11 protein-coding genes are annotated in these 12,593 nt (G+C 58.8%); 3 read left to right on the top strand and 8 right to left on the bottom strand.

The annotated features are described in order from the left end of the window. Positions 1-7: 7 nt before the first annotated feature. Both KGA96_RS24460 and KGA96_RS24455 read right to left on the bottom strand, forming a co-directional pair. Positions 8-1,798 (bottom strand): bifunctional diguanylate cyclase/phosphodiesterase, encoded by a 1,791-nt coding sequence (locus tag KGA96_RS24460; RefSeq protein WP_046037600.1) that lies wholly within the window; start codon positions 1,796-1,798, stop codon positions 8-10. Between the two features lie 145 nt (positions 1,799-1,943). Next, positions 1,944-4,025 (bottom strand): carboxy terminal-processing peptidase, encoded by a 2,082-nt coding sequence (locus tag KGA96_RS24455; protein ID WP_185754729.1) that lies wholly within the window; start codon positions 4,023-4,025, stop codon positions 1,944-1,946. A 138-nt stretch (positions 4,026-4,163) separates the two neighbouring features. On the opposite strand from KGA96_RS24455, the gene KGA96_RS24450 reads away from it, so the two are divergent. Next, positions 4,164-5,126 (top strand): zinc-binding dehydrogenase, encoded by a 963-nt coding sequence (locus tag KGA96_RS24450; protein ID WP_223467097.1) that lies wholly within the window; start codon positions 4,164-4,166, stop codon positions 5,124-5,126. 170 nt (positions 5,127-5,296) lie between these two features. On the opposite strand, the gene KGA96_RS24445 is transcribed toward KGA96_RS24450, so the two are convergent. The 6 genes from KGA96_RS24445 to KGA96_RS24420 all read right to left on the bottom strand — a co-directional run bounded on the left by KGA96_RS24445 (position 5,297) and on the right by KGA96_RS24420 (position 10,728). After that, positions 5,297-5,950: an HAD family hydrolase gene (locus tag KGA96_RS24445; RefSeq protein ID WP_223467095.1), complete on the bottom strand. Its 654-nt coding sequence runs from the start codon at positions 5,948-5,950 to the stop codon at positions 5,297-5,299. A gap of 112 nt (positions 5,951-6,062) precedes the next feature. Next, positions 6,063-7,052, bottom strand: coding sequence for an ABC transporter ATP-binding protein (locus tag KGA96_RS24440; RefSeq protein ID WP_046037596.1), 990 nt, complete (start codon positions 7,050-7,052; stop codon positions 6,063-6,065). Continuing rightward, on the bottom strand, positions 7,049-7,849 hold the full coding sequence (locus tag KGA96_RS24435; RefSeq protein WP_046037595.1) for an ABC transporter permease: 801 nt from the start codon (positions 7,847-7,849) through the stop codon (positions 7,049-7,051). The genes KGA96_RS24440 and KGA96_RS24435 overlap by 4 nt, the downstream gene beginning before the upstream one ends. Next, positions 7,836-8,681 (bottom strand): ABC transporter permease, encoded by an 846-nt coding sequence (locus KGA96_RS24430; protein ID WP_046037594.1) that lies wholly within the window; start codon positions 8,679-8,681, stop codon positions 7,836-7,838. The genes KGA96_RS24435 and KGA96_RS24430 overlap by 14 nt, the downstream gene beginning before the upstream one ends. Then, the gene (locus KGA96_RS24425) at positions 8,678-9,484 is read right to left on the bottom strand and encodes an alkaline phosphatase family protein (RefSeq protein WP_046037593.1); all 807 of its coding nucleotides are present in this window, start codon (positions 9,482-9,484) and stop codon (positions 8,678-8,680) included. The genes KGA96_RS24430 and KGA96_RS24425 overlap by 4 nt, the downstream gene beginning before the upstream one ends. A 179-nt stretch (positions 9,485-9,663) precedes the next feature. Then, positions 9,664-10,728, bottom strand: coding sequence for an ABC transporter substrate-binding protein (locus KGA96_RS24420; protein WP_046037592.1), 1,065 nt, complete (start codon positions 10,726-10,728; stop codon positions 9,664-9,666). A 362-nt stretch (positions 10,729-11,090) separates the two neighbouring features. Between KGA96_RS24420 and KGA96_RS24415 the strand changes: the two genes are divergently transcribed. Together KGA96_RS24415 and KGA96_RS24410 are read left to right on the top strand one after the other, a co-directional pair. Next, a complete protein-coding gene (locus tag KGA96_RS24415; protein ID WP_046037591.1) occupies positions 11,091-11,804 on the top strand; it encodes a UTRA domain-containing protein in 714 nt (237 codons plus the stop codon). Between the two features lie 203 nt (positions 11,805-12,007). After that, the gene (locus KGA96_RS24410; protein WP_046037590.1) at positions 12,008-12,550 is read left to right on the top strand and encodes a hypothetical protein; all 543 of its coding nucleotides are present in this window, start codon (positions 12,008-12,010) and stop codon (positions 12,548-12,550) included. Positions 12,551-12,593: the final 43 nt, after the last annotated feature.

Genomic DNA, 12,593 nt, shown 5'->3' with positions numbered 1-12,593 from the left:
AGCTCCCTTATCGTTGCCCGGAAACGAGCACCTCATCAACAGTCGAAACCACCAGGCTATCAATCACATGCACGCTATAGCCTTGCACATTCTTCGCATGGTGCTTGGCCTGTGATGCCATCTCGGCCAACTGGCTCGCATCGAGTTGCTCACAGGCCTGTGGGTGCAGATGCACCACGCCGATCGACAACGACAACAACGCAAACTCCTGGCGCTGACCCTGGCGATTGGGTGCGATGAAGCAGCCGGCTTCCAGGTGTTCGCTGCGGTAGAAACGCCGGCACTGGCTCTGGAAGTCGTCGAGCAACTGGTTCAACCGTTTGCGCCAGTCTTCCGGGCCAAGCACCAGCAGGAAATCATCGCCGCCGATGTGGCCGACGAAGTCTCGGGACGGGTCGACACGGTCGTTCAGGCATTGCGCCAGGCACAGCAGGACTTCGTCGCCGCGACCATAGCCGTAGATGTCGTTGAAGGGTTTGAAGCTATCAATGTCCACGTAACAGATCACCGATTCTCGTCGCTGTTGCAGCAGCCGCGTCAGGCATTGCTGGATCGGCACGTTGCCCGGAAGCAAGGTCAGCGGGTTGGCGTAGCGGGCCTGCTGGATCTTCAGCTCAGTGATCAGCTTGAGCACGTCGATCACCCGGCCCAATCCCAGATAACCGCCGTTGAGGGTGATGATGAAATCTTCTTCGATGCGCTGGCGGGCACGGCTGGTGATCAGGCGGCTGACCTGTTGCAGCGACTGGCTCAGCTCGACGGCGAGGAAGTCATCGTTCATCAGGCGGCTGATGGGCTTGCGGGCGAACAGGTCGGTGGCAAAAGGCTTGAGCAGGGCGTCGGAGAGCGAATGACGATGGACGATGCCGCAGGGCTGACCCTGTTCATCCAGGACTGCCAGCGAGTTCAGGTTGGCCTGGCGGCGAAAGGCTTCGAGCACCGTGGCGGTCGGGGTGTCCCGGTTCACCGCGGGTAGTTCGTTGAGCAGGGCGCTGAGGTCGCTGCCGTCTTCGCTCAGTACAACGGCGGTGCTGTTCTGTCGGGGCATCAAAGCCCGGGCATCCCGTGGCGGGTGTTCCTGGGGGCGGCAAAGCAGATAGCCCTGCACCAGGTCCACGCCCATTTCGGTCAGCACCGTGAGTTCTTCGGCCAGCTCGATACCTTCGGCGATGACTTGCGCCCGCGAGGCCTTGGCGATTTGCAGGATCGAGCCGACGAACTCGCGCTTGAGCGCATCCTGATGAATGCCATCAATGAAATGCCGGTCGATTTTCACGTAATCGGGCCGCAACTCGGACCACAAGCGCAAACTCGAATATCCCGCTCCCAGATCATCCAGCGCAATCGAAAACCCCATCGCCCGATAGTGATGCAGGGCGGTTTGCAGCAGCTGGAAATCGTCTGTTGGCGTCTGTTCCGTGAGCTCGATGACCACCTGGCTCGGCGGGATGCCGAAGTCCTGCAGCAATTGCAGGGTGCGCCCCGGTTGATGGGCCGCTTCGAGCAGGGACTCCGGGGACACGTTAAGGAACAACATGCCAGGCAGTTGTTGCTCATTGAAGCGTCGGCAAGCGCTTTCGCGGCAGGCAATTTCCAGCTCGCTCAGGCGACCGGCCTGGCGGGCGACGGCGAACAGGGCGACAGGGGAGTGCAGAGGGCTGTTGGAGGGGCCGCGACTGAGGGCTTCGTAACCGAGGATGCGTCGTTCAGAGAGGCTGATGATCGGTTGGAACAGACTGTGTAAACCGCTTTGACTCAGGATCGAGCTCAAGGCACTCAGCTGTTCGGTTGTGGTCATGGCGATCTCTGGCAATAAAAAAAGGACCGGGCGTGCCCTTGGTAAAAAGAGCACGCCCGGTCCTTTATTTCACGACAGAATGATGACTGTTTGATGACGCTACAGGGGCGTCAGCATTAAATTGCCATCAGTTGTTTGCACAAACTCAGTGCTTGGCCACTGCCGTGTTGAGTTTCAGGTAGTCCAGCAGAATCCGCCCTGTTTCGCTGAGGTAGGCGTCGTCTTCCGGTTTGGTCTTGTCTTCCTCGGCCGCAATGGCGTCCTCGTCTTCTTTCTTCAGCTCTTTGAGCGGTTCTTCGCCCTTGGCCTTGCGACGGATGTTTTCCATGGCCAGCTGTTTGGCTTCGATGTCAGCGTGCTGGGCACGACGGTCGAATTCATTGAGGCTGACGGTTTTCTCGGCCATCAGTTTCTGCGCCAGGGCCAGTTTGTCGCGGATGAACACGAACTCCGCGTCTTTGGCCGTACGCACGTCATGCTCGGACTGGAGCTGCGAAATGTACGGCTTGAACGGGTCGACCGAAGGCTTGATTGCCGCCTTGATGGTGTCCCACGGCATGGCTTCCGGCAGGGCGCTTTCACCGATTTCCTTGGTGTCGATGATCGACGGGTAATCGATGTCCGGCAAGACGCCCTGATGCTGGGTGCTCTGCCCGGAAACCCGGTAGAACTTGGCCAGGGTCAGTTTCAGTTCGCCATGGTTGAGCGGCTGAATGGTCTGCACGGTGCCTTTGCCGAAGGTCTGGCCGCCGATGATCAGTGCGCGATGGTAGTCCTGCATGGCGCCGGCAAAAATCTCCGAAGCCGAGGCGGACAGGCGGTTGACCAGCAACGCCATCGGGCCCTTGTAGAACGCGCCCGGGTTTTCATCTTCCAGGACATCGACCCGGCCATCGGCGTTACGCACGAGCACGGTCGGACCTTTGTCGATGAACAGGCTTGTCAGTTCGGTAGCCTCTTGCAAGGAGCCGCCGCCGTTGTTGCGCAAGTCGATGACCACGCCGTCGACTTTATCTTTCTGCAACTCGGTCAGCAGCTTCTTGACGTCGCGGGTGGTGCTCTTGTAATCCGGGTCGCCGGCACGGAAGGCCTTGAAGTCCAGATAGAACGCCGGGATCTCGATGACGCCGAGCTTGTAGTCCTTGCCGTCCTGCTTGAGGTTCAAGACCGATTTCTTCACGGCCTGATCTTCGAGCTTCACCGCTTCACGGGTGATCGGCACGATCTTGGTGGTCTGGTCGTTCGGGGCATTGCTGGCCGGGATGACTTCCAGGCGCACCACGGTGCCCTTCGGACCACGGATCAGCTTGACCACTTCGTCCAGGCGCCAGCCCACGACGTCGACCATTTCCTTGTTGCCCTGGGCAACACCGATGATCTTGTCGGCCGGTGCGACCTGCTTGGTCTTGTCCGCCGGCCCCGCCGGCACCAGGCGCACGACTTTCACCTGGTCGTTATCGCTCTGCAACACGGCACCGATGCCCTCGAGGGACAGGCTCATGTTGATGTCGAAGTTCTCCGCGTTATCCGGCGACAGATAGTTGGTGTGCGGGTCGTAGGACATGGCGAAGGTGTTGATGTACGCCTGGAAGATGTCTTCCGAGCGGGTCTGGTCCAGGCGCGCCAACTGATTCTTGTAGCGCTTGGTCAGGGTTTCCTGGATCTGCTTGGAATCCTTGCCGGCGATCTTCTGACGCAGGACTTCGTCCTTGACGCGTTTGCGCCACAGGTCGTCGAGTTCTGCGGTGGATTTGAGCCAAGGGGCGTCCTTGCGATCGATCAGCAAGGTTTCCTTGGTGGTGAAGTCGATCTTGTCGACACCCTTGTTCAACTCGGCAAGGGCGAAGTCCAGACGCGCCTTGACGCGGTCCAGGTAGCGCTTGTAGATGGTGAACCCGGCGTTCAGGTCGCCGCTCTTGAGGAAATCGTCGAACTGCGTCTTCCACTTGTCGAATTCGGCAATGTCGCTGGCCATGAAGTAGCTGCGCGACGGATCCAGCAGCTTGAGGTAGCTGTCGTAGATGATTACCGAGCGTGCGTCATCGAGTGGCGGCTTGCTGTAGTGGTGGCGCTTGAGCAACTCCACGACGTTCAGGCTGGCGATCACTTCGTCACGATCGGGTTGAAGCTTGTCCCAGCTATTGGCTGCGAATGTATTGCCCGACATCGGCAGCAAGCCGATACCGATGAACAAGGCGAGGGCAGTGCTGGGGAACAGATGCTTCATGCTGATTCGACGCGGGGACAATTGATAACGCATATTAGGCCGTCTTTGAAGTCGCCGGCTCTTTGGGAGCCGGTCGCATAATGCAAAAAGCCCGGCGCTATAGCTTCGGGCTCAGTCCAGACTCACTATGGAGGCACTGTGAAAGCATTGCAAGGCGTTGACGGTCAAGTGGTGTGGGTTGATGAGCCGAGTCCTACATGCGATGTAGGGCAAGTTCGCATCCGAGTGTCGGCAGCGGGTCTCAATCGCGCCGATTTATTGCAGAAAGCCGGTCTTTACCCGCCACCACCGGGGGCCAGTCAAGTGCTTGGTCTAGAGTGCTCGGGGGTCATCAGCGAGGTTGGCGCCGGGTCCTCCTGGCAGGTTGGCGATCGGGTGTGCGCCTTGCTGGCCGGGGGCGGGATGGCCGAAGAGGTGGTAGTCGACGGGCGGCATGTGCTGGCGGTTCCCGACGGAGTGTCACTGGTCGAGGCGGCGGCATTGCCTGAAGTTTATGCAACAGTCTGGTTGAATTTGTTTCAACTGGCTGCGCTCAAACCGGGTCAGAAAGTGCTTCTGCATGCCGGGGCAAGTGGAATTGGTTCAGCGGCCATTCAGCTGTGCAAGGCCTTTGGTAACCCCTGTTGGGTCAGCGTCGGCTCCGCCGAGCGGTTGGCGTACTGCGAAGCGCTGGGCGCCCAAGGCGGGGTGGTGCGTAACAGTGACCTGGAGAGTCTGCAGGATCTGGGGCCGTTCGACGTGATTCTCGACCCGGTGGGCGGCAATTACGCGGCGTTGAACCTCAAGTTGCTGGCGCAGGACGGCCGTTGGGTGTTGATCGGTCTGATGGGCGGCCGTGAGGCCAAACTCGACCTGGCCCAGGTGCTGGCCAAGCGCGTGCAGTTGCTGGGCTCGACCCTACGCAGCCGGGATGATCAGTTCAAGGCGGATCTGTTCAGTGATTTGAGCCAGCACGTGTGGCCGTTGTTTGCCGAGGGGCGATTGAGCCCGCAACTGGCCAGGACATTCCCGATCAAGGATGCCGAGGCGGCGTTTGCCGAGCTGGCGAGTAATACCGTGGCGGGGAAGGTGGTGTTGGTGATTGATGAAAGCCTGAGCTGACAACACTGAACCTGTGGGAGCCATTGTGGCGAGGGAGCTTGCTCCCGCTCGGTTGCGAAGCAGCCGCAAAACCTGAAAACCGGTTTTGCCTGACTAGCCACAGTGACTGATTTTAGGGCCGCTTCGCGGCCCAGCGGGAGCAAGCTCCCTCGCCACAGGGGAGATCCGCACTATTTCCAGTCGTGGATCGGCCAGCCCGCCTTTTCAGCCTGCTCGCGCAACACCGGATCCGGGTTGACCACATGTGGAAAATCCACCTTCAGCAACAGCGGCAGGTCATTGCGTGAGTCGGAATAGAAGCTCGCGCCTTCGAGGTTTTCCTCCTCTGCATCCAGCCACTCCAGCAAGCGGGTGATCTTGCCTTCGCGGTAGGTCAGGGTGCCAACGGTATGGCCGGTGTAAGCGCCATGGGCCACTTCCAGTTCGATGCCGAGAATCTCGTCGATGCCCAGGCGCTCGGCGATGGGGGCGACCAGATGGGTGCCCGAGGCCGAGATCACCAGTATCCGGTCGCCGGCCTTGCGGTGCGCCGCGATGGCTTTGGTGGCGTCACTGAAAATGATCGGCTCGATGTAGTCCTCCACCCACGGACCAACCAGGTGCGCGACTTCTTCAGGCGTACGACCAATCAACGGTTCCAGGCTGAAGGCCATGTAGTCCTCCATGGCCAGATGGCCCCTGCCGTAGGCATCCATCAACTCCTTGTCGCGACGCAGGAACGATTCGCCATCGACCCAGCCGAGGCGGACCATTTGCTCGCTCCACAGTGAGGCGCAGTCGCCGTGGATCAGGGTTTCGTCCAGATCAAAAATTGCCAGGGCCATCGGGTTCTCTCTGAGAACAGCTGCAAGCTTCAAGCTGCAAGCTGCAAGAATTGGATTTAGGTGGTCAGCAGTCTACAACTTGAAGCTTGCAGCTTGAAACTTGCAGCTGCCTTCAAGCTACCTCACACAGGGCCGTCGGATCGATGGAAAGCGCCAGGCGCTGACCATCGGGATGCAGGTCGGCCGCCGAGCGGTTCAGCACATCCACCACCAATTCCACGCCCCGGGCTTCGACCCGGTAGCGAATCACGTTGCCCAGCAGGCTGTGGCTGCGTATCTGTGCGTCCAGTTCGCCGTTAAGGCTCAGTTCGATGGCTTCCGGGCGAATGGCGATGCGCTTGCTGATCGGACGCTGCAACAGCTTCGAAGCGCTGTCGGCATCCAGCAGGTTGTAGTTGCCGATGAAACCGGCGGCGAACACATCCACCGGTGCGGTGTAGAGGGTTTCGGCGTCGCCGCTTTGTACGATTTTTCCCTGATTCATCAGGAAAATCCGGTCAGACATGGTCAGGGCTTCTTCCTGATCGTGTGTGACGAAAATCGTGGTCAGGCCCAGTTCGCGCTGGATCTGACGAATCTGTTCACGCAGATGCTTGCGAATCCGCGCGTCGAGGGCCGACAACGGCTCATCCAGCAACAACAGGCGTGGCCGGGTCACCAGGGAGCGGGCGAGGGCGACGCGCTGGCACTGGCCTCCCGAAAGCTGATGCGGGTAGCGCGCGGCAAAATCATTGAGTTCCACCAGTTTCAGCACTTCGGCGACGCGTTTGCGGCTGTCGTCGGCATTGACCTTTTGCATGCGCAGGCCGAAGGCGACGTTTTGCTCTACGGTCATGTTGGGGAACAGCGCATAGCTCTGGAACACCATGCCGATCCCGCGTTTCTGCGGGCTCACCGGCACGATGTCCTGGCCGTCGAGCAGGATCTTGCCGCCATCCACCGAGGTCAGGCCGGCGATGCAGCGCAGCAGGGTGGATTTGCCGCAACCGGACGGGCCGAGCAGGGTGACGAATTCACCTTTCTGGATTTCGCAATTGATGTCGCTGAATACCGTGGTGCCCGCGAAGCTTTTCTGAAGATGTTGGACGCTGACATAGCTCATTCGCTTTTGTCCCTGTTCAAGATATTGGCAATCCAGGTCAGAACCAGCACAAAGAAGAAGTAGGAAATCACCAGCGCACTGGTGAAATGGCCGCTGCTGTTGCGCATGTTGTTGAGATAGACCTGCAGGGTTTCGTAGCGGGTACCGACCAGAATGTTGGCGAACACGAACTCACCGAACAGGAACGAGAACGACAGCAGCAACGCCACCATCAGTCCTTTGCGCAGGTTCGGCAGTACCACCAGGAAGGCGGCTTGCCAGGTGCTGGCGCCGAGCAACTGGGCGGCGTCCATCAGGTCGCGCAGGTTGATCGCCTGCAGGTTGTTGGTGATCGCCCGGTACATGAACGGCAGCGCCACGGTGAAGTAGCAACCGATCAGGATCCACGGCGTCCCGACCATGGCGAACGGTCCGGAACCGTAGAGCTGCAACAGCCCCACCGACGACACCACCGGCGGCACGGCGAAGGGCAGCAGGATCAGGATGTTCATCAGCGCGTCGAGTTTCGGGAAGTGGTAATGCACCACGAACAGCAGCGGCAGAATCAGCACCACCGAAAGAATCAGCGAGCCAACGCAGACCAGCAGCGATTGCCCGAACGCATTCAGGAAGCGCGGATCGCTCCACAGCTGGATGTACCACTTGAGGGTGAAACCGCTGGGCAGGACGGTCGCCGACCAACTGCTGGCGATCGAGTAGATCAGCGTGCCGGCCAGCGGCAACAGCAGGATGGCAAACAGCAGGTACACCACGACGCGGTGATAGACACCGGTGGGCCCCAGTTCAGCGCGAGACATGGTAGCTCCTCTTCAACAGCAACTGATGCACGATGGTCACCAGGGTCATCAAGGCCACCAGCACCACGGCCAGGGCGCTGGCCAGGTTCGGGTCCAGGGAAATGTCACCGGACACCATCGCCGCGATGCGGATCGTCAGCACGTTGAAGTTGCCGGTGGTCAAGGCGTACACCGTGGCGTAGGCACCGAGGGCGTTGGCCAGCAGGATCACAAAGGTGCCCAACAGTGCCGGCGTCAACACCGGCAAGCCGATGTGTCGCCAGTACTGCCAGCCGTCGGCGCCGAGTAGCGCAGCGGACTCGCGCCAGTCTTCGCGCAGCGCATCGAACGCTGGGTACAGCAGCAGCACGCCGAGGGGAATCTGGAAGTAGGTGTAGAGAATGATCAGCCCGGTTTTCGAGTACAGGTTGAAGTCCTGAATGATTCCGGCCTGCTTGAGCATGATGGTGAAGCTGCCGTTGAAGCCGAGCAAAATGATGAACGCGAAGGCCAGGGGCACACCGGCGAAGTTGCTGGTCATGTTGGCGAAGGCGTTGACGAAGTTGCGCAGTTTCGAATCGACCCGGCGCAGGGAGTAGGCGCCCAGTATCGCGATGACGATTCCGAACACGCTGGACCAGAAGCTGATCTCAAGGCTGTACTGGATGGCCTGCAGGTAAAACTTCGAGCTGAAGATTTTGCTGAAATTGGCGAGGCCCCAGCCGAACTCTTCCGACTGCAGGCTGTTGATCATCACCCAGGTCAGCGGTGCGATCTCGAACACGATGAAGAACAGCGCGAACGGGACCAGGCATAAGACTGCCAGCCATTTGCTGCGGGTCATGGAACTCATTTCAACAGCTCCCGGCAGACCGGTTTGTCGTGGGGCACGCCGAGCAGCTGGCAGACGGTGCCGCAGATCTCGGTCTGTTTCGGGGCGGCACTGGCGTCGAGGCTGAACGCGTCACCGAGAACGAACAGCGGCACTTCACGTTCTTCCGGCAGCAGGCCGTTGTGGGAGCGGTCGTTGTTCATGCCGTGGTCGGCGGTGACCAGCACCTGATAGCCGGCATCGAGCCAGCCTTGCAGGTAGTCGGCCAGGATGATGTCGGCCGAGCGGGCGCTGTTGCGGTACTGCGGGGTGTCGAGGCCGTGCTTGTGCCCAGCGTCGTCGATGTTCATCGGGTGGATCAGCAAAAAGTTCGGCGTGTGGCGCAGGCGCAGGTTTTCGGCGTCGGCGAACAGGTGCGAATCCGGGTAGTGATCGCTCCAGTAGAAATGCCCGTGCTGGATCGGCAGTTGCGGGTCATTGGTGTGACGATCCCGGGCCGCCACGAAGGGCGAACGGTTGTACAGTTCGCTGACCCAGTGATAAGCCGCCGCCGCAGTCACGAGACCGGCGTCGGTGGCGTAGTGATAGATGCTGCGCTGGTTGGACAGGCGCGAAACGTTGTTGTGGACAATACCGCTGTCGATGGGCGGAACGCCGGTCAGGATACATTCGTACAGCGGGCGGGACAGGGCTGGCAACTCGCACTCCAGTTTGTAGAGTGCGGCACGTCCTGCACCGGCATAAGCCTGCAGATGCCCCATAGCGTGGCGGGCGACCTCGTAGTTGAGGCCGTCGAGCACGACAAGGATGACGTTGTGCTTCATAGGGGCGATGACTCCGTGAAACAGATGATTCAAGTACGCAATCAATCCCTTGTGGGAGCGAGCCTGCTCGCGAAGGCTGAGGAACAGTCACATCGTTGTCGACTGTCAGTCCGCCATCGCGAGCAGGCTCGCTCCCACATTTGGATCTCCATCAGATCCCGAAATGGGGATCTAGCCGGTTACTGCATATTGATGATGACTTCTTCCTGCCACTTCTGAGGAAGGGCCTTGGAGGTCTTTTCCCAGGCATCCGCGTCCTTGATCGGCGTGACCTTCTTGTACTGCTCGTTAGGCAGCAGCTTGGCCTGCACCTCGGCTGGCAGGGTCAGGTGTTCGGCACGGATCGGACGGGCATTGCCTTTGGCCAGGTTGATCTGGCCGGCGTCGCTGAAGATGTATTCCCGGGCCAGCTTGGCGGCGTTCGGGTTTTTCGCATACTTGTTGATGATGGTGGTGTAGCCGGAGATCACCGAGCCATCGGACGGGATCAGCACCACGTAGTCATCCGGGTTGGCCATCTTGGCCTTGTAGCTCAGGCCGTTGAAGTCCCAGACCACGCCGACTTCGATTTCGCCTTTTTCCATGGTGGCGATCGTCGGGTTGGACATCGACAGGCGACCTTGCTTGGCGATGTCGGCGAACAGATCCAGGGCAGGCTTGAGGTTTTTCTCGTCGCCACCGTTGGCCAGTGCCGCAGCCAGCACGCCGTTGGCGGCCTGGGCCGCGGTGCTCACGTCACCGATGGAAACCTTGTATTTACCGCCCTTGAGGTCAGCCCACTTGGTTGGGGCGTCGGAACCGTGCAGCAACTTCTTGTTGACGATGAAAGCGATGGTGCCGGTGTAGGCCAGTGCCCAGTTGCCGTCCTTGTCCTTGGCCCAGGCTGGAACCTGATCCCAGGTCGAAGGCTTGTAGGGCTGGACCACGCCTTGCTTGACCGCGATCGGGCCGAACGCTGCACCCACGTCGCCGATGTCGGCGCTGGCGTTGTCTTTTTCCGCGGCGAACTTGGCGATCTCCTGGGCGGAGCTCATGTCGGTGTCGATGTGCTTGAGGCCGTACTTGTCGCTCAGGTCTTTCCAGGTGCCGGCCCAGTTGGCCCAGTCATTGGGCATACCGACGCTGTTGACGGCGCCTTCCGCTTTTGCAGCGGCTTCCAGGGTTTTCAGATCATCGGCCGCCATGGCGGCGGTACACATTGCGATGGTCGAGCCTAACAGTGATGCCAGGAAAAGCTTTTTCATTCCGAAGCTCCTTGGGTCGTGTTCAACGCTACGATTGCGGTTCGTGTTGGTCTAGGTCAGCAATACCTGAGCCAATTTAAGGGGGCTGGATGACACTTTGATGTCGTTCGTCGCCCGGAATGACTTTTTGTTCAGCGGTATCGCGACTGGCCTGCTAAGCGTAGACCATGGTCAAGGCCCCGGAGGGCAGGGACTTGGCCGATGAATTGCAGGTTGTTGAGGCCAGAGAATGGCGACCGTTGGGCGGCTTTGTCACATCTCGGTCATCTGCGCTGCCTACGCTTGCAGACTATTGAATGAGCCGGTTTACGCTGTGGTTCTGCCCTGAAATGGTGCTGGTCTAGTCCAGAAAGGAAACGTTGATGCGTGAAGAGGCAACAAAAGCGGTAACAGCCATCGGCCAGGTGCTTCAGGAGCAGATCGACCACGGACTGTTGACCCCCGGCAGCAAATTGCCGGCCGAGCGCAAGCTCAGTGAATTGTTCGGCACAACGCGGATCACTTTGCGTGAGGCGCTGTTGCAGTTGGAATCACACGGGCAGATTTATCGTGAGGAGCGTCGCGGCTGGTTCGTCTCGCCGCCACGCCTGGCCTACAACCTCATGCAACGCAGCCACTTTCACGCGATGGTCAGCGCCCAGGGGCGGGTGCCGTCCACCGAGGTGATTTCGGCGCGATTGCAACCGGCATCGGCGGCGGTGTGTGCCTGGTTGCAATTGCCGGCGCTGTCGAGCGTGATCCAGATCTGCCGCTCACGGCGAATTGATGGGCGGCTGGTGCTGTATGTAGAGCACTATCTCAACCCGCAGTACTTTCCGGGGATTCTCGATTTCGATTTGAATCAGTCGATCACCGAGTTGTATGCGCGGCATTACGACCTGCACTACGGGCGGGTGCGCTTCGAGATTGTGCCCACGGCGTTGTCGGTGGAAGCGGCGGCGGCGTTGAAAGTTTCGGTGGGCAGCCCGGGCCTGCAGATTGCCCGGGTGAACTATGACCAGCATGAACGCTTGATCGACTGTGATCTGGAGTTCTGGCGGCATGATGCGATTCATGTGGGGGTTGATGTAAGTTGATTTTAGTTTAAGTAATAAATGGTTTTTCTTGGTGGTAAGTCGTTGGTTGTTATGTTTGTGCTTAGAGATTTTTCCTGTGTGATATACATATAGTGATAATTATTGGTTTTATATTGGCTGGCGTCTTTTTAGGGTCGCTGTATATTTGCTGTGGGTGTGCCGGTCGGCGCACTAATGGAGTTGTTAGAGAATAAGGATATAGTATGTATAACAGTACAGGGTTGTCGTTTATCGCGACTATGAAAATCCACGGGCGATCGGTGATTGTAGAGTCTGAACGTCTTCTGACACGTTCCTTGCCATCGGTTCCAACCAAGTTGCATTTTCAGTTTTTTTCCGGTCACTACATGATTTCGGTGGTGGATGGGGAATATGCCGGAAAAGATATTGATTCGCCGGACTCGGGATATCTTCAGGTGTCGGACAGTTCAAATGTTTTTGATTTGATGAGTGCCGAAAGTCGTGTCGTGACGTTGAATGATTTTTCTGAAGATGTACAATATATATACCTGCGCACTATTGATTGGTATCGGGTGCAGCAGGAATTCGCCGGTGAAGATGCATTTGATGATCAAGATGTGGAATATAATTTTATTCTAGCGGTGCCGAGGTTAGACAAGAAAGGCAACGGCACCTATTTGGCGATGGAGGAAGGGGCTTGGAGATACCGCCGCCTCGATGCTCCTGATACAACCATCTATGCGCCAATTGAGTTAACGATTGAAAAACGAGGTGTTGCACGATAATTATCGCAGCAACAGCAGCCCTGGTTTCAGGGCTGCTACTCAC

Source organism: Pseudomonas sp. GL-R-26, assembly GCF_019947365.1.
In the GTDB taxonomy this organism is placed as follows: Bacteria; Pseudomonadota; Gammaproteobacteria; order Pseudomonadales; family Pseudomonadaceae; genus Aquipseudomonas.
The sequence above is the reverse complement of the archived record's forward strand: the minus strand, read 5'-3'. Positions and strand labels throughout refer to the sequence as shown.